Here is a 22,278-nt window from a genome sequence, read left to right as displayed (position 1 = left end):
TCATTTCTATAATGAAGGAAGGAGATAACTATTATTAATTGTAACTAGGTTTTTTCTCGTAAGTGATTTTAACTATATTAAACTCATTTAATAAGTAAAAAAATAATATATTTAGGTGTCTTTTTATGAGGCAATTAATAGTCGCATTTAGTTACAATTCAATTCCCTTTGTGGCTTTTTGACTTTACTTCTTGTAAAATAGCACTTTATTTCTATTGATCCTTTTTAATAAACCAATCGAGCCAATGCTATGGCGTCACTGAAAGATGTAGCTCGACTTGCATCCGTTTCTTTGATGACAGTCTCAAGAGCGATTAATAACCCTGAGTTATTAAAACCAGAAACACTGAAACAAGTCCAAAATGCGATTGATCAACTTAACTATGTTCCAGATTATTCTGCACGAAAAATTCGTGGGCAAGGAACAAAAGTATCATCAATTGGTGTTCTGGCAATTGATACCGCAACGACACCATTTTCTGTGGAAATGATTTTATCGATAGAGCAAACCGCAAGAGAATTTGGCTGGAGTTCATTTGTTGTCAATTTAACTGCGCAAGATTGTTATGAAAATGCCATTTGGCAGCTTTTAGCTCAACGTCCAGATGGAATTATTTATACCACGATGGGCTTGCGTGAAATCACCGTGCATGAAAAGTTGCTTGATAAGAATTTAGTGTTAGCAAACTGCTTGGATAAAACGCACGCTTTTCCAACTTATATTCCCGATGATTATCATGGGCAGTATTTTGCGATGAAAAAGGTCATCGAAAAAGGGTATCGCCGCCCTTTATGTTTCTATATACCTGAAGAGTCTGTTGCAGGTCCTATTCGTCGTAAGGCTGTTGAAGATGCTTGGCAAGAGGCTGGGCTACCATTGGCGAACTTACAACAATATACGATGATGTTTGGAGATGAGCACTATCGTGATGTGATTGAAATATTGAAAAAGCATTGTGTTCAACAAAAAGCAGATTTTGATATTCTCATTTGTGGTAATGACCGTATTGCATTTCTAGCGTATCAAGTTTTACTTTCTATGGGATTACGTATTCCAGAGCAAGTGGCTGTTTTGGGTTATGACAATATGATTGGTACAGGAGAGCTGTTTTATCCACCATTAACAACGGTACAATTGCCTCATTATGAATTAGGTAAAGAAGCGACGTTGCATATCATTCAAGAACGGAACCATAGAGATACAGTACACGTACCTTGCCAATTAGTTGAACGTGAGTCTATTTAAAGACTCACGTCTTACTTAACTTATCAATATCAGTAAATACTATTTAACTGCCAATATTCACCATTAATCAGTGTTGCATCACCGTTCATGGCAAAAAGACGTAATGTACGAGCATCTTGTTGAGCATAATATCGACTGCTAAAGGTGAACTCACCTTTGTTTACAAAGATTTCAATTGATGAGCGATCAATGAAAATACGTAAATTCAATTCACAACCTTCAGGTAATGGAATACTTCGAGCGCCACTGATATTGTGCTGAGGATAATGACGATTAAGAACTAACCGGTGTGATTGATTATCAACAAAGAGCTCAAGTCCTTCACCTAGCCATAAGCCGAATTTTTCAGCGTTACTGTTTAAAGATAATGTTAAGTCGAGTTCGATAGCTGGGGTGTTATCGAATAGCTCTATGGATTGATTACTGAGTGTTAATGGCTGGATAGACTGTTTTTCTTGGCGCAATGATTCGACTTCTTTAATGGGGATCATGCGTAAGCGATTTTTGGATTTATCAAAAGTGATTTCACGAGGGAGCGTAAAACAGCCAGACCAAAATTCAGATTTTGAAGGCATGGGCGAATTCCACATATCCATCCATCCCATAGAAACGCGACGACCATCAGGTGTCGTAAATGATTGTGGCGCATAATAGTCATGGCCATTATCAAGTTCAATAAAATGCCCTTGTAGTTTAAAGGGTTGGTTTGGTGACCACTGACCAATTAATGCACCAGATTGAAAGAGGTTGCGATATTGATAGCCTTCGGCTCGTTTTCCTTGTGGTGAGAAGACGATTGCAAATTCATTTTCTTGGCTAATAGGGAAGAAATCAGGGCACTCCCACATATAGACATTTTTATCATCCGTTTTTCCTAAAACAGTGTAATCATTGTTCCACCGCTGATCTTCCACAAATAAGGTGTCGCTAGAGAAGAGTAGGACTTGTCCTTGATCTTTTTCATCACGAGCACCAACAACCATCCACCATTTACCTTCTTGATACCAAACTTTAGGATCACGAAAATGCATATAACCTTTAGGGGGTTCTAAAACGATCCCTTTTTTCTCAAAATGAATACCATCTTCACTGATAGCAACACATTGCGCTTCATAGATTTGGCTATCATCACCTTCGTCTGCTAACCAGTTGTGTCCTGTATAGAAAAGATAGAGTTTGCCTTCATGGCTAATGGCTGATCCTGAGAAACAACCACTTTTGTCGTAGTCATCCCCTGGTGTTAATGCAATAGGTTGGTGTTGCCAGTGGATCATATCGGTACTTGTGGCATGTCCCCAATGCATAGGTCCCCAATCTTGGGAATAAGGATGGTGCTGATAAAAAGCATGATATAAACCATCATGATAAATAAGACCATTAGGATCGTTTAACCAACCCGCAGGTGCGGCCAAATGAAACTGGGGATAAAATTTATTGCCTCGTTTTTCAATCAAGGTATTTAAGGCTTTTGTTGATTGTTCTAAGCGGTGTTTCATATCATTATCCTTATTATATGTCAGAGTTATTAGTGTGTTTTTAAGATCACTGAAAGGGTAAAGAACAGATGTAATCACACTATTACTCTTGTTGTTAACGATAACATTTATAGTGAAAAAAATACGATATATGAGATTGACTTTATCATATTATCTTATTATGTTAACGTTATCAGTGTGGATTTACGAGCAATATCTTTATTTATTCGTTATGAATAGCCATAAAAACAGAATATAGTTAAGAAAAATAATTGCTTATCTTCTGGAGAGATTATGAAAGTCTGGTCTTTAGGTGACGCTGTTGTTGACTTGATCCCATTGCAAAACATGCAATATGAAGCATGTGCTGGTGGTGCGCCAGTCAATGTTGCTGCTGGCGTTGCTAAACTCGGTCAACAAAGTGGTTTTATTGGGCGCGTAGGTGAAGATGCGTTCGGCCATTTTATGCAAAAAACACTGTTTGATCTGGGTGTTGATACTCGTGCAATGGAATTTGATGAGTTTCACCGTACCAGTACTGTTCTTGTCTCTTTACAAGAAAATGGTGAGCGTGATTTTACTTTCTTAGTTGCTGAGTCTGCTGATCAATTTTTAACAGAAAAATCTTTACCTGCATTTGAAAAAGATATTTTGCATTTTTGCTCTTTAGCATTAGTGAATCCCATTTGTCGCTCGACCTTAGATTGTGCGATCAAAAGTATTAAAGAAAGTGATTCACTACTGAGTTTTGATATTAATTTACGTCCTCAAATGTGGCGTGATCATGAAGAAATGCGTGAAATTATCGATAATTATGCGCATAAAGCAGACATATTAAAATTATCAGAAGATGAGCTAACATGGATGACACAAGAAGTGACATTGAATAATGCACTCAAAAAATTAGAAATTTATCCCGCTCGTTTAAAAGTGATCACTCAAGGCTCTAAAGGTTGTTTAGTTTTAACGCCAAATACGCAAGTCGCATTTAGTGCCTTTACTGTCGAATGTATTGATACAACAGGTGCTGGTGATGCCTTTATGTCCGGTTTGTTAGCTGCGCTTGCTGAATATGGTTTTGCTGAAGATGAACAATATCTATCAAAAATAGTGACGCAAGCAGCTGCTTGTGGCGCTTTAGCCACCACTCAAAAAGGGGCGATAGCTGCGGCACCAAGTCGTAAAAAATTACATGATTTTGTTCAGCAACAACCACCTTTACATGTTAGGGAGATTTTCTAACAACTCATCCATTTTTTCTGGTTGTGGTTTTTACCACGGTTTTCCCTTAATGGTATTTTCCTATTCTCCATTTATAACTACTTTTCTCGGAGTGGTTATTTATGGAGATTTTTTTATCTCGTCTATTCGGTTGTGCTGATGTTTGATCAATCAATCAGCGATGCTGATCATATTGTTCTGTCTGTTTTAAGCGTATGATATTAAATCTTATTGACTTTTATTGATGGAACATTAAATGTGGGCTCAATCGGGCGCGGTATTAGCCATTTTTTCTTATATTCTTTGGGGAATAACCCCTCTGTTTTATCGGCTGTTACCCGGAGCACAACCGTTAGAAATGTTGGCTCAGCGTTTGATTTGGTCTATCCCTCTTTTATTACTCGTTCGACTCTTTATTAAAAATAGAACACGATGGCGCGCAGTTTTACAAGATAAGCGCTCTGTTTTTATGTGTCTATTTAGCTCAATGGCTATGGCAGTTTCTTGGTGTACGTTTACTTATGCATTAACACATCAACAAGTATTAGAAGCGAGTTTGGGGTATTTTATTAATCCGCTTTTCTCAATTTTATTAGGTGTGATATTTCTTAAAGAAAAGCTTAATCCAGCAGAAAAATGGGCTGTTACCTTAATTTGTGCAGGTGTGGGTTATCAATTATGGATGTACGGTGAATTGCCTGTATTGGCTATCATGATGGGTGGTGCATTTGCTGTATATGGCTTGATCCGCAAGTTTATTCGTTTTGATGTGATCACCTCTTTATTTATGGAAACACTTTGGTTAATGCCATTAGCAATAGGTGCCACTATTTGGTTGTTTATAACAGATAAAAGCGCACTACCTTCTGCTGATAATCTGACTCGTTTTTATTATATTCTCACTGCACCCGTCACTATACTGCCGTTATTGTTCTTTACCGCAGCAGTCAAACGAACCACATTAACTGTAATTGGATTAGCACAATATATTGAGCCTACTATTCAGTTTTTACTGGCTGTTTTCTTATTCCATGAAGCTTTTGATGAAGTAAAAGGTGTGAGTTTCTCTCTAATTTGGTTAGGGCTTTTATGCTGTATTTTAGCACTTATCCGAAAACGCCTGAATTATCTAAAAATTCAAAAAGGAAAACGTAGCCAAACAGTGTAATTATTTTATTTCTCTGTTTGATTATTTTTTTGTCTGGCTATTTTTCTATCAAGCTAAATCCGCTATGCTATATGAAAAGCAATCGTTTGCGTGATTGTGGTTTTTATTAATGGTGAGGATAAAAAATGACAGTGTTGGGTACGGCTCTTACGGCAAATGCAACAAAAGTGATGTTATTAGGTGCTGGCGAACTAGGAAAAGAAGTCGCGATAGAGTGCCAACGCTTAGGTATTGAAGTGATTGCAGTTGATCGCTATTTCAATGCTCCCGCTATGCATGTTGCACATCGCCATCATGTTGTAAATATGCTTGATATCGATGCATTAAAGCAAGTTATTGAACAAGAGCGACCTGATTTTATCGTTCCAGAAATTGAAGCTATTGCAACAACGTTACTGGTTGAATTAGAACAAGCGGGGCAAAAAATTGTTCCTTGCGCCCGTGCAGTAAAGCTGACTATGGATAGAGAAGGGATACGTCGATTAGCCTCAGAAACATTACATTTACCTACATCAAACTATCAATTTGTTGATGATGAAGTGAGTTTTAAAAAAGCCGCTTTAGAAATAGGCTTCCCTTGTATTGTAAAACCCGTCATGAGTTCATCCGGAAAAGGGCAAAGTGTTATTCGTGGTGAAAATGATTTAGCTCAGGCTTGGACTTATTCGCAAGAGGGTGGTAGAGCAGGTAAAGGGCGCGTTATCGTTGAAAAAATGATCCCGTTTGATTTTGAGATCACTTTACTAACTATTCATGCTGTTGATGGTATCCATTTTTGTGCCCCGATTGGTCATCGACAAGAAAAAGGGGATTACCGAAGTTCGTGGCAGCCTCAAAAGATGAGTGATATCGCACTTGCTAAAGCAGAACATATTGCGAGTAAAGTGGTTGAGAATTTAGGGGGCTATGGCTTATTTGGTGTTGAGTTATTTGTTCAAGGTGATGAGGTATTCTTTAATGAAGTCTCTCCTCGCCCTCATGATACTGGGCTCGTGACATTAATCTCTCAAGATTTATCAGAGTTCGCGCTTCATGTCCGTGCTTTTTTAGGCTATCCCATTGGTGGTATTCGCCAATTAGGCCCTTGTGCATCAGCGGTTATTTTACCGGAGCTTCATAGTACAAATATCGTTTATTCTGGTATTGAAAAAGCGTTGAAGGCGAATCGCCAAATTCGCCTTTTTGCTAAACCTGAAATTGCCGGCTCTCGTCGTTTAGGTGTTGTACTTGCTCATGCAGATACAATAAAACATGCATTAGATGAAGCAAACGCAGGTGCTAACGCTATCATTGTAAGTGATGCTCAAAAATAACGATATAACATAAGGTTACTTACCGCTAAGAAGAGAACTTAACTTAGCGGTAAAAATCCAGCTTTTATAAAATACGCTTTCGCATAAGGAGATAATATCTCTTGATATAAACTATAAGCCTGAGAATGAATAAGTGTCGCACAATAGTGCGCGGTAACATTAAAAGGTTTTGGAATATCGAAGATCTTTAATTCAGGAAATTGGCTTAATTGTATTTGGTAGTGCTGATAACCAATGAAAGCATCTGCTTGATGTGTGGTAATTAAATAGTGGGCTGCCATTCTACCTTGAGGAATGGTAAGTGAATGCTCACCTCCAACTAAAGAGAGTGCTCGCATTTTTAATGCCTGACTTAACTTTGGGTCAATCTGCGCAATATTATCAAACAGTTGCCAACTATAATCCCCTGATGGATCTGTTTTTGGTGTGGATATCCCTAATTTTAATGCGGTATTTGATAATACGCTAAGCCAGTTATCTTCTTCATTTACATCATTACGACGAGCAGTAATGCAAAGCTGATTAGCAATAAAAGGAGCATATTGTAGTGCGAGGCCTTTATCGATTAATTGCTTTGCATTATTTTCGTCAGCAGAAAGAAACAAATGACAGGTTTCCCCTTGTTCAATGAGTTGACGCAAAAGTCCTGCGGGTCCAAATGTAAGTACCCACTTCTCGCCTGTTTTTTGCTGGTAATGCTCAATAAAAGCAGGGAGTGTTGTTTTTAAGCTACCTGCTGCAAAAAGGGAAAATGTCATGATGTTATATCCTACTCTTTTCCTTGATATTGAGTACGATAGAATTTTTGATACCAATCATTAGCGGCTTTTTGTATATCAATATCGCTAAATTTTTCAGGATATAGTTTTTTTGCCATCCACAATTCACCTATTGCCATGGCTTCAGGCATTGGGTATCCCCATGCTTTCGCATATTCAGGCATTAAATAAATTCGATTATTTTTAACCGCACTAATAACCTGCCAACGCGTATCTTGTTTGATTTCATCAACAACTTGAGGGTATCTGTCTTGAATAAAAATGACTTCAGGGTCCCATGCAATAACTTGTTCTAGTGAAACTTGCTTATAACCTTTAACGGTTGATGCGGCGACATTAAATGCACCTGCATGTTCCATCATTAATCCTGTGTATTTTCCTGAGCCATAGGTTGTTAAGTCTGGATTAGCCATATAAGCCCGTACTCGTTGCTCTTTAGGAATATCTTGTAAGCGCTGACTAACTTGTTCACGTTGTTTAAAGGTATCGTTAACTAATGCTTGTGCATTCTCTGATTTATTGACGATATCACCAATCAGCAAAATACCTTCTTTTAGTCCTTCGTTATAGGCTTGCTCTTCATTTTGTAATGTTGGGTTAAGTGTTGATTTATCATCATTAACTTCTTTACGTAATGAAATCGCCACAACTGGAATACCAAGAGCAGAGATCTTATCAATCATCTCTTTTGGGGCGTAGTTAGTCACAAAGACAACTTGAGGTTGCAGCTTTACTAAGCTTTCAGCATCAAAACTGGTGAGATCGCCGACTTTAGGTGTGTTTTCTAGAGATGGTGCTAGTTGTGCATATCCATCACCAAGTTGCTGCTTCCAATTGGACATCACACCAACAATTTTATCCGTTGCATCAAGTTGAACCAATAAGTTCAGAGTTTGATGTTGTAAAACCACCGTTCTTTCTACTTTGTCTGGAATGGTAACGGTGCGACCAATTTGGTCTACGATTTGTCTATCTGCGTAAGAGATGGATGAGAGGGAGAGTAAGCCAATACCTAGTAAACAGTGCTGTAATAAAGCTTTCATAGTCATAAACCTAAGTTAATATCGCTGTATAATAAAATATACAGCTAAAAATATACAGCAAGTATTATTTTGGCTCAAACTTTAATCATATAAGGTGCTTAATCACTTTTATTAGCTTAATTTTTTACTCGACCCTTGAAACTTGCTTAACTATCCCCACTTTTTACTCATATTGATTTTTTTCGCCAAATTAGGATTAATTGAGGTAAAAATGAGTATGAAAGGTCAGGAAACAAGAGGATTTCAGTCAGAAGTTAAACAACTTCTTCAATTAATGATCCATTCTCTTTACTCCAATAAAGAAATTTTCCTTCGCGAATTGATTTCGAACGCATCAGATGCGGCTGATAAATTGCGTTTCCGTGCATTATCAGATGCAGCGCTTTATGAAAATAATGGTGAGTTGCATGTGCGCATTTCCACTGATAAAGAAGCTCGTACTCTAACTATCAGTGATAATGGTATTGGTATGACTCGTGATGAAGTCATTGATAATCTCGGTACTATTGCAAAATCAGGTACAAAATCATTCTTAGAATCTATCGGACAAGATCAAGCTAAAGATAGCCAACTAATTGGTCAGTTTGGTGTCGGATTCTATTCTGCATTTATCGTTGCAGATAAAGTGACAGTACGCACTCGCGCAGCTGGCGAAAGTGCAGATAAAGGTGTTTTTTGGGAATCTGAAGGCGAAGGTGATTACACCATTGCTGATATTGAAAAAGCAGATCGCGGTACTGAAATTACGCTTCATTTACGTGAAGGTGAAGATGAGTATTTAGACGATTGGCGTCTGCGTAGCATTATTAGTAAATATTCCGACCATATTTCTCTGCCTGTTGAAATTGAAACAAAAAATGAAGAAGACGGCACAGTAACATGGGAAAAAATTAATAAAGCGCAAGCACTTTGGACTCGTAATAAAGCTGAAGTGAGTGATGAAGAGTATAAAGAGTTTTATAAACATATCTCTCATGACTTTGCAGATCCATTAAGCTGGGTGCATAACCGTGTAGAAGGTAAGCAAGAGTATACAAGCTTATTATATGTGCCTTCAAAAGCGCCTTGGGATTTGTGGAATCGTGAACAACGTCATGGTTTAAAACTGTATGTCCAGCGCGTCTTTATTATGGATGAAGCTGAGCAGTTTATGCCTAATTACCTGCGTTTTATCCGTGGGTTAGTGGATTCTAATGATTTACCGCTAAACGTTTCTCGTGAAATTTTACAAGACAGCTCTGTTACACGTAACTTACGCAGTGCGTTAACTAAGCGTGCATTGCAGATGTTACAAAAACTGGCAGAAAACAAGCCGGAAGAGTATCAAGCATTCTGGAAAGAGTTTGGTTTAGTCTTAAAAGAAGGCCCTGCAGAAGACTCATCTAACATTGAAACTATTGCTAAATTACTACGTTTTGCATCAACACATAACGATAGTGATGCTCAAACAGTTTCACTGGAAGATTATGTTGGCCGTATGGTCGAAGGTCAGGAAAAAATTTACTACATCACAGCAGATAGCTATGCCGCTGCGAAAAATAGCCCTCATTTAGAGCTGTTCCGCAAAAAAGGTATTGAAGTACTGTTGTTATCTGATCGTATAGATGAATGGATGATGAATTACCTGACTGAGTTTGATGGCAAATCATTCCAGTCTGTCAGTAAAGCAGATGAATCTCTTGATAAACTTGCTGATGAAGAGAAGCAAGCTGAGCAAGAAGAAACAGATAAACAATTAGCACCGTTCGTCGAACGCATTAAAACCTTGCTAGGAGATAAAGTTAAAGATGTGAAATTAACGCATCGTTTAACAGATACTCCAGCAATCGTGACAACCAGTGCTGATGAAATGACAACACAAATGGCTAAATTGTTTGCAGCAGCAGGACAAGAAGTGCCAGAAGTGAAATACAACTTTGAGCTAAATCCAAATCATCCATTAGTGAAGCAAACAGCTGAGCTAACAGATGAAGCTCTATTTGCGGATTGGGTAAATTTATTACTCGATCAGGCATTATTTGCTGAAAGAGGCTCTTTAGAGGATCCAAACCAGTTTATTCGCTTAGTGAATCAACTTTTAGTTCAAAAAGCGTAACTGTTTTCGTTTTCAAACATTTAAACCACGTTTATCTGAAAAGAGAGCGTGGTTTTTTCTTTTTCGATAAAAAATAAAATGCAATCGCTACCGTGATTTCTTGAGAGATGACCTCACAAAATGGTATGGTAATGCGTTTTCGAGTTTAAATATAAAAAATTAAATGCAAGGGGATTTACGCGATGCGTATCATTCTGCTAGGCGCTCCAGGCGCTGGTAAAGGCACTCAGGCTCAATTCATTAAAGAAAACTATGGTATCCCACAGATTTCAACTGGTGATATGTTACGTGCAGCAGTAAGTGCAGGTACAGAACTAGGACTGAAAGCAAAAGCACTGATGGACAATGGTCAGTTAGTGACTGATGAATTAGTTATTGCGTTAGTTAAAGAGCGCATCAAACAAGACGATTGCCGTAATGGTTTCTTGTTGGATGGGTTCCCAAGAACAATTCCACAAGCTGATGCAATGAAAGAAGCGGGTATCAACGTGGATTTCGTACTGGAATTCGCTGTACCTGATGAAATCATTGTTGATCGTATTATTGGCCGTCGTGTTCACGCACCATCAGGTCGTGTTTATCATGTGAAATTTAATCCACCTAAAGTGGAAAATCGTGATGACGTGACAGGTGAAGAATTAACAACACGTAAAGATGACCAAGAAGAAACTGTTCGTAAACGTTTAGTTGAGTATCATACTCAAACTGCACCGTTAGTTTCTTATTACCAAAATGAAGCTAAAGCAAGCAATGCGAAATACTTCAAAGTTGATGGTACGCAAAAAGTAAGCGAAATTAACGCTGAACTAAAAAGTATCCTTGGCTAATTCGTCATTGTGATGATTAATCCCGGTTGAGCCGGGATTTTTTTTAACTTAATGATGTGCTATTGAGTGTATTGGGAATTTGAAACGCGTATTTACTTTAGATTTGAAGGAAACAACAGGATAGACATTAGATATGAATATTGTATGGAAGATATTTTCATTTATATATTTTGTTTTTCTATTGTTTTTGATAAAGATACTTTCAATTTCTGATTATGAATGGATGGTGGGAGAAGGCGATATAAAAAATCTTTGCCAGCTTCCATTAGGCGGACGATATACCATTGAGCCTATTTTAGTACTTATTCCAGGTGTTTTAATGCTCCTTTTAAATAAAAGTAAAAAGATAAAATATGTGTATATTGTGATTACAGGAATGTATCTTTTTTGGTCATTCTTTTTGCGATTTAATTGGTGCTAAACATTATCCCAAATATCTAAATCTACTTTGAAGGTTTGTAATCACTTTATTGTGAGATGAGTAATATCTTCAGATTACCTTTGTTTTTTTCTTTGTTAAAGAATGTGTAAAAAGAACAATCCAATAAATTGACAAGCACAATCTATTATTTTCCTTTATTCTTCTACTCTTTGGTTATCCTAATAAAATAACTCTAAGGAGTCATAGTATGAATGATGCTAAGTATGGTGTTCTTTTGGTTAATCTTGGCACGCCTGATGCGCCGACAACGGGTGCTGTTCGACGTTATTTAGCACAATTTCTTAGCGATCCTCGTGTTGTTGATGTTTCTCCTTTGATTTGGAAACCAATATTACAAGGGGCGATATTACCGTTTCGCTCACCCAAAGTTGCTAAGTTATATCAACAGATTTGGATGGATGAAGGATCACCTCTGTTAGTTTATAGCCGAGCACAACAACGTGCTGTTGCTGAGCGATTACCTAATATACCGGTGGAGTTGGGGATGTGTTACGGCAATCCATCGCTAAATGAAGGGGTTGAGAAGCTATTAGAACAAGGTGTTGAGAACATTATTTTGTTACCACTGTATCCTCAATACTCTTGCTCCACTTCTGCTGCGGTATTTGATGGTGTTAGTCGCATTTTTAAAGATATGCGTACAATACCTTCTCTTCACTTTATTCGCAGTTATCCTACTCATCCGCTTTATATCAAAGCGCTTGTTACCTCTATTGAGAAAAGTTTTCAGCAATATGGTAAACCCGATAGTTTAATTCTCTCTTTTCATGGTATTCCTGAGCGCTTTATCAAAACGGGCGATATTTATTATGATGAGTGTTGCCTCACAACAGAAAAACTAAAACAGCAATTAGAAGAACAGTTAGGTTATCCTAAAGAGCAAGTCATGCTGACATTCCAGTCACGCTTTGGTCGTGAACCTTGGCTATCACCTTATACGGATAAAACGATGGAAAAACTGGGAAGTGAGGGTGTTGAACATGTACAGGTTGTATGTCCGGGATTTTCATCTGATTGCTTGGAAACATTAGAAGAAATTAATGAACAGAACCGAGAGTTCTTTATTCATGGTGGTGGCAAACAGTACGAATATATTCCAGCATTAAATGATGATCCAGAGCATATTGACTTGCTAGAAGCGATGATCCGAGAGGTATGCGAAAAATAATTACTGAATTCTATAAATAAAATTATCGGATTTGATGATATATTAATTTGATCATATTTCAGTTATATATAAACTTATCTTTTCTCATTTTTTAAGTCTTTTAGTGGGAATCACTAAAAGTGCTGATAAACGGACACTGCATTACATAAATTTAGGCAGGAAAATGAATAGTAAGCTTTCAAAACCACAATCTTCAGAAATTGATAAAGGACATTTTGACGATTTCTATCTAAAACAGAATGATGAGATCGATCTTTTTGAATTATTTTCTGTTATTTATAAATCAAAATTTGTCATTATTGGTATCACGTTATTATTTGCTATCGTTGGCTTTACTGTTGCAAGCTTTTTACCACAAAAATGGACGAGCCAAGCTGCAATTACCAAGCCAATGCTTGATGAAATGAGGCAATTAAAAGCAACATTGACTGAGCTTAGCTTAGTGGATGTTGATACAGGTGTGAATGGTTCATCTGTTTATCAAAAGTTTATCAATAACTATAACTCTCGTGTATATCGTGAAGAATATCTGGTAAGTACGGATTATTACAAAAATTTGCTGGCTAAAATGGATGAGCCAACACCTTTGGATAAGCGTAAATTAATTGAAGAAATTATTATAAAAGACATCAACTTAAGCTCTTCAGATGTTAAAAATAATGAAGATGAGTTTAGTGGTGAAATTAATTTAAGCTTCACTGCACCAACCCCTGAAGAAGCTTACGATTTACTTTCTGGTTATATTCGCTTTATCTCTACCAAAGTACGTGTAGAAGTAAAAGACGAAATTGATGATCAAATTGAGCGTAAATTAAGTTTTGCGCAAAAAGCCTATGAAATGGATTTAGAGCGTATCGCTAATGCGCGTAACGTTAATGTGCAACGCTTAAAATATGCATTAGAAATCGCAAATGCAGCTGGAGTTAAAAAACCAATTTCAAGTGAAGGCGCACAAATTAAAGATGATCCTGATTACTCTATTGCCATGGGTTCTGATGCGTTAAGCAGTAAATTGGCTATCACAGAAGCTATCACTGATCCAACAACAGTGAGCGCTGATCTGAAAAACCGTTTATACAATATGAAGCAGTTAGAAAAAGTAAAATTAGATGACCTTCAATTTGTACCATTCAAATATATGTTGAAGCCTTACGAACCGACTAAAAAAGATGCACCTAAACGCGCTCTGATTTTAGTTGGTGCCGCTTTTGTTGGTTTCATTCTTTCTGTTATGGGTGTTTTACTGAGCTATATGGCAAGAAGCCGTCGTAAAACTGCATAAAAATATCTTTAAATAAGTAGGTGTACTGACGTACACCTACTGTCTCTCCTATAATATTGTGTTAACATTGCGCATCTTTTTTAGCTGTGTAGCATCGTTCACAATGAAATTCCCTGGCAAACGAAAATCCAAACACTATTTTCCCGTTAGTTTACGAGATCCTCTATTACAACCCATCATCAATATGACGGAGAGCGAATCCTCTCGCGCTTATATCGTAGGTATTGACCAAACATTGGTTGATATTGAAGCGAAAGTTGATGAAGAGTTTATTAACCGTTATAACTTGAGTCAGGGACACTCTCTTGTTATTGAAGATGATGTCGCAGAGGCACTTTATCGTGAATTAACAGATAATAATCTGATAACACACGAATTTGCTGGCGGTACTATTGGTAATACGCTACATAACTACTCTGTATTGGCTGACGACCGCTCGGTGTTATTAGGTACTATGTGTAATAACATTCAGATTGGTAGCTATGCTTATCGTTATTTATGTAACACATCTAGCCGTACTGATCTTAATTACCTCCAAGGTGTTGATGGTGCCATTGGGCGCTGTTTTACGCTGATCACGGAAAATGGTGAACGCACATTTGCTATTAGCCCCGGCCAAATGAACCAGCTTAAACCTGAAAGCATTCCGGAAGAGGTGATCGCAGAAGCTTCTGCTTTGGTATTAACGGCTTATTTAGTTCGTTGCAAACCGGGCGAACCGATGCCGTTAGCAACCATGAAAGCGATTGAGTATGCGAAAAAATATGATGTACCTGTCGTTCTCACCCTTGGTACAAAATATGTTATTGCAGATGATCCACAATGGTGGCGTGATTTCTTAAAAGAGCACGTTTCTGTTGTCGCAATGAATGAAGATGAAGCGTTTGAATTAACGGGACATGCTGATCCTCTGTTGGCTTCTGATGTTGCTTTAGAATGGGTTGATTTAGTGCTTTGTACCGCTGGACCTGCTGGGCTCTATATGGGCGGTTATACAGAACATAGCTTTAAGCGCCAAACCACACATCCTTTATTACCGGGTGCGATTGCTGAATTTAATCGTTATGAGTTTAGTCGTGCAATGCGTCGTAAAGATTGTGAGGAGCCAGAGAAAGTCTATTCTCATATTGAGCCTTATATGGGTGGCCCAGAAAAAATCATGAATACAAATGGTGCGGGTGATGCAGCATTGTCAGCATTACTGCATGATATTACAGCGAATAGCTATCACCGTATCAATGTGCCAAATTCAAGTAAACATCCTCGGACTTATTTAACTTATTCATCTTTAGCACAAGTGTGTAAATATGCTAACCGAGTGAGTTATCAAGTACTAAGCCAGCATTCTCCACGTTTGACGCGCGGTTTACCTGAAAAAGAAGACAGCTTAGAAGAAGCTTATTGGGAACGTTGAGTTTATATTGTTTCTAAGTCTTGTTTTATCTAAGCGAAATAAAAAAACCTATCAACATTTATTGATAGGTTTTTTTATTGACTTAAATTTTAAGGGTTTAAGTGGTTATTAGTATTTGATTATTGCGCTGCACTAGGTGCAATGATTTGTTGACCATTTTCAGGTGTATCATCAATAGCACAACCAAACTCAACTTCTTTAATTAGCATATCTGCCATGGCGGATGCTGTTTGATCTTCATCGATAATGACGTGATTTGCTCCTTTTTCAAGGATAAAAGAAGCTTCTTCATCATAGTTAGCACGCACGATAATATCGTCAAAATGAGCACGAACAATGATGTTTAAATCAGGGTTCATACTTCTTGCAGTTTCTGCGATATCGGCTGCTTCATAACCATTAGGTATCGTCAGTAATAAAGATTTAGCACAATCAATACGAGCTAAAGCAAGTGACTCTTTAGTTGATGCATTACCCAGTACTGTGTTTAAGCTTTTCTCTTTTAATTCAGCGAATTTATTACGGCTATTTTCGATAATAACCAATGGGATAGATTGAGCTAATAATTTCTCCGAAAGCATACTTCCTGCTCGTCCATAACCGACGATAATAGCGTGACCACAAATATCAACAGGGACAGGCATCTCTTCTTCCAGCTCTTCTTGTTGTAGCTGTTCCACTTCTTCTTTGGTTTCTGTTTTTGCCAGATAACGGTCTAATAAAGAGAACAGAACTGGGTTTAGCATAATAGAGACTAAAGCACCGGCTAAAACAAGGTTACGCGCATCTGGCTCTAAAACGTTCAGTGCAACGCCAAGACCTGCAAGAATAAAGGCGAACTCACCAATTTGAGCAAGGCTGGCTGCAATGGTTAAGGCGGTTCGTCTGGAATGCCCAAACATTCGAACAAGCACCAGCGCAGCTGCGGATTTACCAATAATAATGATAGCCAGTGTTGCTAAGATACCCAATGGATGCTCAATTAATACCATTGGATCAAATAGCATACCGACAGACACAAAGAACAGAACAGCAAAGGCATCACGCAAAGGTAAAGTATCCTGAGCCGCTCTATGGCTTAAATCAGACTCATTAAGCACCATACCCGCAAAGAATGCCCCTAATGCGAAGGATGCATCAAATAAGGTCACAGCGGCATAAGCAATACCTAAAGCAAGAGCGAGTACACATAGTGTAAATAGCTCACGAGAGCCGGTTGCTGCTGTTTTAGCTAACATCCAAGGAATAAGCTTACGACCAACAATCATCATGATTAAGATAAAGGCGACCACTTTACCGATTGTGATACCTAAATTAATCATCAATTGAGAAACATTGGTTTGATCGCTACTTTCCAGCATACTGGCGATAGCAGGGAGTAGAACAAGGGCTAACACCATGGCTAAGTCTTCAACAATTAGCCAGCCAATCGCAATTTGACCTCGTTGGCTATCAATCAAGCCTCTTTCTTCAAGTGCTCGTAAAAGAACAACAGTACTTGCTGTTGATAGACACAAGCCGAATACAATGCCACTAAATAAACCCCAGCCAAAAAATGCCGATAATCCCAGTCCTAATAGTGTTGCGACTGCAATTTGAGCAATAGCACCCGGAATAGCGATGGCTTTTACTGCCATCAGATCTTTTAACGAAAAGTGTAAACCCACGCCAAACATTAGCAGAATAACGCCAATTTCAGCGAGTTCAGGGGCGAGAGAGGTATCAGCAACAAAGCCGGGAGTAAATGGACCAGCGAGTACACCCGCAGCAAGATATCCTACTAAAGGTGAGATTTTTAGCCGTTGAGCGATCATGCCTAAAATGTAAGCAAGTGCTAACCCACCAACAATGGTGGTAATGAGGGGTGTTGAATGCGGCATCAATTCTCCTTCTTTTTATAAAACTACATGTATCGGGGGGCGAGTAATATAGCAGGCTGATAGTTTAACGTATTCATGCAATAAATTCGCTAAAAATTATCGATTATTTATAAAAATAGCAAGTTGATTGAGTTTTTTGATGCAAATGCACTTTTTTATGTTATTTTAATCAGTCTTACCTTTTAAAGTAAGAAATACCCTGTTACCCGTTCATTTAGATAACAGGGGAAATTACAAGTTATTCGGTTTTATCTACCCCAATGTTAGGGAGAAAAATGGTGAAAATACCTAACAGTGGGAGATAAGCGCAAATATGATAGACATATTCAATACTCTTCTGATCTGCAATATACCCTAAGACTGCTGCACCAATACCACCCATCCCAAAAGCAAGCCCGAAGAAAAGTCCTGAAACCATGCCTGTTTTACCCGGAATTAACTCTTGAGCATAAACTAAGATAGCAGAAAATGCTGATGCCAAAATCACACCAATAAATACAGTCAGTACGCCAGTCCAATAAAGGCTGGCATAAGGGAGTATCAGTGTAAAAGGCGCAACACCTAGAATAGATCCCCAAATAACGTATTTTCTGCCAATTTTGTCGCCTACGGGGCCACCAATCATGGTGCCAGCAGCAACAGCAAAGAGGAAAACAAATAGGTGAATTTGTGCATTCTGTACTGAAACGCCAAATTTATGTATTAAATAGAAAGTATAGTAGCTACTGATGCTTGCAAGATAAAAATACTTAGAAAAAATCAGAATAAGTAAAATGGCTAAAGAGCCAAAAAGGGCTTTACGTGGCAATATTGATTTATTATTTAGTGCTTTAGGTTGTTTTTTCTGAGCTTCTTGTTGAATTTTATACCAACGGCTAACTTGTAATAGCACCACAATAGCCAATAACGCAGCAAGAGAGAACCAACCCACATTTCCTTTGCCATAAGGTGCAATTAGTAAAGCGGCTAAAAGAGGGCCTAAAGAACTGCCTAAATTTCCGCCTACTTGAAATAGTGATTGTGCAAGTCCGTGTCTTCCACCTGATGCCATTCTAGCAACGCGAGATGATTCAGGATGAAAAACGGATGAGCCTGTGCCGACTAATCCCGCAGCAAGTAATAACATTGGGAATGTATCAGCAAAGGCGAGGAGAATAAGCCCCGTTAACGTAAAACCCATACCAATAGGTAATGAGTAAGGCTTAGGATATTTATCAGTATAGAGGCCAATAAAAGGCTGTAATAAAGATGCTGTAATTTGATAGGTCAACGTTATCATCCCTATTTGCACAAAACTGAGTGAAAACTCGGATTGCAACATAGGGTAAATAGCTAATATCAATGATTGGATCATATCATTGAGAAGATGTGAAAAACTGATAGCAGTTAAAATACTAAAAACGGTATTACGCTTATTGGCTTTTCGTTGTAAAACATCGGTTTCTTCTATGGGAAGCGTTGGATCGGCATTGCTCATTTTAGTTCCCTGTCACATTATTTTGTTAATAAATTGTTTCTGTTTTTATTAGTCTAGTTTACATCTATTTGGAGTTGAGTGCTTTTGTGAGAAATAGAGTTTGATTCATGTCTCAAAAAAACTATTGGATCAATGAAATAATAAAAAAATTATATAACCTACGTCATAAAATACAGCAAAAGTATTTAACTTCTGTCTTCTTTTTCTACAGTAGAACCATGGCAGAACCTTCTCAATAAATAATATACATGGGGATATACCATGAGCTTATCTTTTAAATTATCAGCATGCGCATTAACGGTTTCTTTAGCGATGGCGCCTGCGATGTCTCAGGCATGGGAAAAGGATAAAACCTACGAAATTACTATTTTGCATACCAATGATCACCATGGCCATTTCTGGCATAACGATCGTGGCGAATATGGTTTAGCGGCACAAAAAACGGTTGTTGATGACATTCGTAATGAAGTGGCTAAAAAAGGTGGTAGCGTACTGCTGTTATCTGGTGGTGATATCAATACCGGTGTTCCAGAATCTGATTTACAAGATGCCGAGCCTGATTTCAAAGGTATGAATCTTGTGGGTTATGATGCAATGGCTCTTGGTAACCATGAATTCGACAATCCATTAGATGTTTTACGTCAACAAGAGAAATGGGCAACATTCCCATTCTTATCTGCAAATATTTATCAAAAAAGCACGGGTGAGCGTTTATTCAAGCCTTACACCATTTTTGATAAGCAAGGTGTCAAAATTGCAGTATTAGGTTTAACAACGGATGACACTGTACGTATTGGTAACCCAGCGAACTTCCCTGATACCGAATTCCGCAAACCTTCTGATGAAGCTAAAAAAGTGGTAGAAGAGCTGCGTACAACGGAAAAACCAGACATTATTATCGCAGCAACTCATATGGGTCACTACGATGATGGTAATCATGGTTCTAACGCACCGGGTGATGTGGAAATGGCTCGTGCATTACCAAAAGGTTACCTTGATATGATTGTGGGTGGTCACTCACAAGATCCTGTTTGTATGTCTCAAGAGAACAAAAACTACAAACAAGCTGATTATGTACCGGGAACACCTTGTGCACCAGATAACCAAAATGGTACATGGATTGTTCAGGCTCATGAATGGGGTAAATATGTTGGTCGTGCAGACTTTGAATTCCGTAATGGTGAATTTACGTTAAAACATTACCAATTAATCCCAATCAACTTAAATCAAAAAGTGAAGAAAGACGACGGTACAACTGAACTTGTCTACTACACGAAAGAAATTGCTCATAACCCTGAAATGATGAAACTGCTGACACCTTACCAAGAAAAAGGTGGCGAGCAACTGAATGTTAAAGTGGGTGAGGTTGTTGGTAAATTAGAAGGTGATCGTAGTAAAGTTCGCTTTGTTCAAACCAACATGGCACGTCTATTATTATCAGCTCAAGCTGAACGTGCGAATGCAGACTTTGCAATTATGAGTGGTGGTGGTGTGCGTGATTCTATTGAATCTGGTGATATCACTTACAAAGATGTACTGAAAGTACAACCATTTGCGAACGAGCTGGTTTATGTTGATTTTAAAGGCGAGGAAGTCGAGCCTTATCTGTCAGCTGTTGCATGTATGAAAGTAGACTCTGGTGCTTACGCACAATTCTACAATGTTAGCTTAACTGTAGATGCAGACTGTAAAGTTAGCGATGTTAAAATTGCGGGTAAACCATTAGATAAAACGAAGTCTTACCGCATGGCGACATTAAACTTCAACGGTATTGGTGGTGATGGTTATCCTAAGATTGATGTTCATCCTGCGTATGTAAATACTGGTTTTGTTGATGCTGAAGTGCTAAAAGGTTATATCGAAGCACATTCTCCATTGAAAGCTGATGATTTCGAACCTAAAGGCGAAATTGTTTACAAGAAATAAGCTCAGTAAGTAACGCTTATATAGACAAAAGGCGACATTAATGTCGCCTTTTATTTTGGGTCTAAATCACGTCAATTTCTTATTTTGAGGATGAGCCTTAAAATAAAAAATCATTAATGATTATGACTCTTTGCGAATAAGTGCGAATTGAGCGCCTAATACAGTACCTAAATCTTTTGCTGATAATTCAATATCTAAACCACGTTTGCCACCAGAAACAAAGATAGTGTCAAATTCAAGGGCTTGTTCATCAATTACTGTCGGTAGGCGTTTTTTCTGACCTAATGGGCTTATTCCACCCACTAAATAACCCGTGACCTTTTGTGCAATCTGTGGATCTGCCATATCTGCTTTTTTTGCCTTAAAGCACTTAGCAACAAGTTTTAAATCTAACTGACCAGAAACCGGTGTTACTGCAACAGCAAGATTTTTAGCATCACCATTTAAAGAAACTAACAGTGTTTTGAATACTTGGCGATTATCTAAACCTAATTTTTCAACGGCTTCATCACCAAAATTATGGACATTAGCATCATGCTCATAAGGATGAAGGGTAAATTTGATTTTTTGTTTTTCCAGTAAATTTACAGCGGGAGTCATAGCTATTCCTATTTATAAGGTTAGAACAATATTTTTATGCTTGGTGCGTTAATAAATCGATCAAGTTCTCTTCACCAAATAAATGAAGGGCACCTACTGTCACTACATAACGACCAGCTGGTAATTTTGATAATATGCTTACCCATTTTTGGTTACGGCTTTCCATTAAAATATCAAATACAGCTTTACTAAAGGTATTCGGTAAAGGCGGTTGTTTTTCTCTACTATTATAATTTAACCACCAATTGATCATGATTTGCAATGTACGTGCGTTCTCGTGCCAATTTTTTAATGTGTCTTCGAGTAATTGCTGACCATCATCAGGGAAATTTAATAATAATGCGACCTGACTCCCAATGCCTTCGAGTTCAATAATCCTTTTTTTGTGTTCATTAGCCTGTTGGATAACTTGATAATCAACGCCGTATTGCGGTTGTAATCCAAGTTGCATTGCTTGGGTAGATTGTAAAATCAAAGCAATTTGCCAAAGAGGCTTATTCTCAAGTTGAGAAAGTGAGAGCGCGAGATCTTCGCAATAGCGTGTAACTTGAGAGAAAAGAGGAGTATTTAAGCGCGTTTCTAAAGACTCTCTAAAAAGAGATGATTGATCAAAAGGTTGAACGTCAGTTGAAATATCAGCTTCAACAATAATAGCATCTGCATTTTTTATTTCGTTGATAAGCACGTTGGAAAGCGGTGACATTGTAGGAACACCCATATGGATACTACCCACAAGGTGTAAAGAGATATTATTCGGTAGCGTAATATCAACAGCAGGATAAGGGTAGTGAGTAGTGTTTTTTATTCCTACCCACTGTTTGATTTTCTGAAAAATACCCGTCATTGATATGCTCCTTTGAGTATAGAATTACAAAGTTTCAGCATAACGGATTTGAAATGGAATGAAACAACGAAAACTAAG

18 protein-coding genes are annotated in these 22,278 nt (G+C 38.0%); 11 read left to right on the top strand and 7 right to left on the bottom strand.

Translation table 11 applies throughout. The annotated features are described in order from the left end of the window. The first annotated feature begins 250 nt into the window (after positions 1-250). Entirely contained in the window at positions 251-1,246 is a 996-nt protein-coding gene (locus EHE21_RS14710) for a LacI family DNA-binding transcriptional regulator (RefSeq protein ID WP_088494764.1), read from the top strand. 29 nt (positions 1,247-1,275) lie between these two features. Here the strand turns inward: EHE21_RS14710 and EHE21_RS14705 are convergent, their stop codons facing one another. Next, a complete protein-coding gene (locus EHE21_RS14705; RefSeq protein WP_194951080.1) occupies positions 1,276-2,742 on the bottom strand; it encodes a glycoside hydrolase family 32 protein in 1,467 nt (488 codons plus the stop codon). Positions 2,743-3,015: 273 nt separating this feature from the next. On the opposite strand from EHE21_RS14705, the gene EHE21_RS14700 reads away from it, so the two are divergent. The 3 genes from EHE21_RS14700 (at position 3,016) to purT (ending at position 6,423) form a co-directional block, all read left to right on the top strand. Further along, positions 3,016-3,963, top strand: a complete 948-nt coding sequence (locus tag EHE21_RS14700) for an aminoimidazole riboside kinase (protein WP_194951079.1) — start codon at positions 3,016-3,018, stop codon at positions 3,961-3,963. 235 nt (positions 3,964-4,198) lie between these two features. Then, a complete protein-coding gene (gene rarD / locus EHE21_RS14695) occupies positions 4,199-5,110 on the top strand; it encodes an EamA family transporter RarD (RefSeq protein WP_194951078.1) in 912 nt (303 codons plus the stop codon). Between the two features lie 125 nt (positions 5,111-5,235). Then, positions 5,236-6,423, top strand: coding sequence for a formate-dependent phosphoribosylglycinamide formyltransferase (gene purT, locus EHE21_RS14690; RefSeq protein ID WP_194951077.1), 1,188 nt, complete (start codon positions 5,236-5,238; stop codon positions 6,421-6,423). A 38-nt stretch (positions 6,424-6,461) separates the two neighbouring features. On the opposite strand, the gene modA is transcribed toward purT, so the two are convergent. Continuing rightward, entirely contained in the window at positions 6,462-7,181 is a 720-nt protein-coding gene (gene modA / locus EHE21_RS14685; RefSeq protein ID WP_194951076.1) for a molybdate ABC transporter substrate-binding protein, read from the bottom strand. 11 nt (positions 7,182-7,192) lie between these two features. Then, entirely contained in the window at positions 7,193-8,245 is a 1,053-nt protein-coding gene (locus EHE21_RS14680) for an ABC transporter substrate-binding protein (protein WP_324187741.1), read from the bottom strand. A 211-nt stretch (positions 8,246-8,456) separates the two neighbouring features. On the opposite strand from EHE21_RS14680, the gene htpG reads away from it, so the two are divergent. The 6 genes from htpG (at position 8,457) to EHE21_RS14650 (ending at position 15,473) form a co-directional block, all read left to right on the top strand. Further along, positions 8,457-10,340 carry a molecular chaperone HtpG gene (gene htpG, locus EHE21_RS14675; protein WP_194951074.1) on the top strand — a complete coding sequence of 628 codons (1,884 nt, stop codon included), beginning with the start codon at positions 8,457-8,459 and terminating at the stop codon, positions 10,338-10,340. 182 nt (positions 10,341-10,522) lie between these two features. After that, positions 10,523-11,167 (top strand): adenylate kinase, encoded by a 645-nt coding sequence (gene adk / locus EHE21_RS14670; RefSeq protein ID WP_088494772.1) that lies wholly within the window; start codon positions 10,523-10,525, stop codon positions 11,165-11,167. A gap of 133 nt (positions 11,168-11,300) precedes the next feature. Then, complete coding sequence (locus EHE21_RS14665) at positions 11,301-11,588, top strand: DUF2645 family protein (protein ID WP_194951073.1); 288 nt, start codon at positions 11,301-11,303, stop codon at positions 11,586-11,588. Positions 11,589-11,796: 208 nt separating this feature from the next. Next, a complete protein-coding gene (gene hemH / locus EHE21_RS14660) occupies positions 11,797-12,777 on the top strand; it encodes a ferrochelatase (RefSeq protein ID WP_194951072.1) in 981 nt (326 codons plus the stop codon). Between the two features lie 163 nt (positions 12,778-12,940). Beyond that, positions 12,941-14,059, top strand: coding sequence for an LPS O-antigen length regulator Wzz(fepE) (gene wzz(fepE) / locus EHE21_RS14655; protein WP_194951071.1), 1,119 nt, complete (start codon positions 12,941-12,943; stop codon positions 14,057-14,059). Positions 14,060-14,162: 103 nt separating this feature from the next. Next, complete coding sequence (locus tag EHE21_RS14650; RefSeq protein ID WP_194951070.1) at positions 14,163-15,473, top strand: inosine/guanosine kinase; 1,311 nt, start codon at positions 14,163-14,165, stop codon at positions 15,471-15,473. 119 nt (positions 15,474-15,592) lie between these two features. Here the strand turns inward: EHE21_RS14650 and ybaL are convergent, their stop codons facing one another. After that, positions 15,593-17,353, bottom strand: a complete 1,761-nt coding sequence (gene ybaL, locus EHE21_RS14645; protein WP_194951069.1) for a YbaL family putative K(+) efflux transporter — start codon at positions 17,351-17,353, stop codon at positions 15,593-15,595. A gap of 238 nt (positions 17,354-17,591) precedes the next feature. Beyond that, complete coding sequence (locus tag EHE21_RS14640) at positions 17,592-18,830, bottom strand: MFS transporter (protein WP_194951068.1); 1,239 nt, start codon at positions 18,828-18,830, stop codon at positions 17,592-17,594. A gap of 261 nt (positions 18,831-19,091) precedes the next feature. On the opposite strand from EHE21_RS14640, the gene ushA reads away from it, so the two are divergent. Continuing rightward, positions 19,092-20,756, top strand: a complete 1,665-nt coding sequence (gene ushA / locus EHE21_RS14635) for a bifunctional UDP-sugar hydrolase/5'-nucleotidase UshA (protein ID WP_088494779.1) — start codon at positions 19,092-19,094, stop codon at positions 20,754-20,756. A 120-nt stretch (positions 20,757-20,876) separates the two neighbouring features. On the opposite strand, the gene ybaK is transcribed toward ushA, so the two are convergent. Both ybaK and EHE21_RS14625 read right to left on the bottom strand, forming a co-directional pair. Beyond that, a complete protein-coding gene (gene ybaK / locus EHE21_RS14630; protein ID WP_088494780.1) occupies positions 20,877-21,356 on the bottom strand; it encodes a Cys-tRNA(Pro)/Cys-tRNA(Cys) deacylase YbaK in 480 nt (159 codons plus the stop codon). 34 nt (positions 21,357-21,390) lie between these two features. Beyond that, positions 21,391-22,200: a TraB/GumN family protein gene (locus EHE21_RS14625; protein WP_194951067.1), complete on the bottom strand. Its 810-nt coding sequence runs from the start codon at positions 22,198-22,200 to the stop codon at positions 21,391-21,393. Between the last annotated feature and the right edge of the window lie 78 nt (positions 22,201-22,278).

It is taken from the genome of Proteus sp. GOKU (assembly GCF_015475555.1).
GTDB lineage: Bacteria > Pseudomonadota > Gammaproteobacteria > Enterobacterales > Enterobacteriaceae > Proteus > Proteus mirabilis_B.
This window is presented reverse-complemented; position numbering and strand designations above follow the sequence as displayed.

What these genes read in the sequence shown, in the direction of transcription:
- modA (WP_194951076.1), bottom strand. Translation starts at nt 7,181, where the DNA reads ATGACATTTTCCCTTTTTGCAGCAGGTAGCTTAAAAACAACACTCCCT.
- EHE21_RS14625 (WP_194951067.1), bottom strand. Translation starts at nt 22,200, where the DNA reads ATGACGGGTATTTTTCAGAAAATCAAACAGTGGGTAGGAATAAAAAAC.
- adk (WP_088494772.1), top strand. Translation starts at nt 10,523, where the DNA reads ATGCGTATCATTCTGCTAGGCGCTCCAGGCGCTGGTAAAGGCACTCAG.
- EHE21_RS14665 (WP_194951073.1), top strand. Translation starts at nt 11,301, where the DNA reads ATGAATATTGTATGGAAGATATTTTCATTTATATATTTTGTTTTTCTA.
- purT (WP_194951077.1), top strand. Translation starts at nt 5,236, where the DNA reads ATGACAGTGTTGGGTACGGCTCTTACGGCAAATGCAACAAAAGTGATG.
- EHE21_RS14640 (WP_194951068.1), bottom strand. Translation starts at nt 18,830, where the DNA reads ATGAGCAATGCCGATCCAACGCTTCCCATAGAAGAAACCGATGTTTTA.
- EHE21_RS14680 (WP_324187741.1), bottom strand. Translation starts at nt 8,245, where the DNA reads ATGAAAGCTTTATTACAGCACTGTTTACTAGGTATTGGCTTACTCTCC.
- EHE21_RS14710 (WP_088494764.1), top strand. Translation starts at nt 251, where the DNA reads ATGGCGTCACTGAAAGATGTAGCTCGACTTGCATCCGTTTCTTTGATG.
- hemH (WP_194951072.1), top strand. Translation starts at nt 11,797, where the DNA reads ATGAATGATGCTAAGTATGGTGTTCTTTTGGTTAATCTTGGCACGCCT.
- EHE21_RS14700 (WP_194951079.1), top strand. Translation starts at nt 3,016, where the DNA reads ATGAAAGTCTGGTCTTTAGGTGACGCTGTTGTTGACTTGATCCCATTG.
- htpG (WP_194951074.1), top strand. Translation starts at nt 8,457, where the DNA reads ATGAGTATGAAAGGTCAGGAAACAAGAGGATTTCAGTCAGAAGTTAAA.
- EHE21_RS14650 (WP_194951070.1), top strand. Translation starts at nt 14,163, where the DNA reads ATGAAATTCCCTGGCAAACGAAAATCCAAACACTATTTTCCCGTTAGT.
- ybaK (WP_088494780.1), bottom strand. Translation starts at nt 21,356, where the DNA reads ATGACTCCCGCTGTAAATTTACTGGAAAAACAAAAAATCAAATTTACC.
- rarD (WP_194951078.1), top strand. Translation starts at nt 4,199, where the DNA reads ATGTGGGCTCAATCGGGCGCGGTATTAGCCATTTTTTCTTATATTCTT.
- ushA (WP_088494779.1), top strand. Translation starts at nt 19,092, where the DNA reads ATGAGCTTATCTTTTAAATTATCAGCATGCGCATTAACGGTTTCTTTA.
- ybaL (WP_194951069.1), bottom strand. Translation starts at nt 17,353, where the DNA reads ATGCCGCATTCAACACCCCTCATTACCACCATTGTTGGTGGGTTAGCA.
- EHE21_RS14705 (WP_194951080.1), bottom strand. Translation starts at nt 2,742, where the DNA reads ATGAAACACCGCTTAGAACAATCAACAAAAGCCTTAAATACCTTGATT.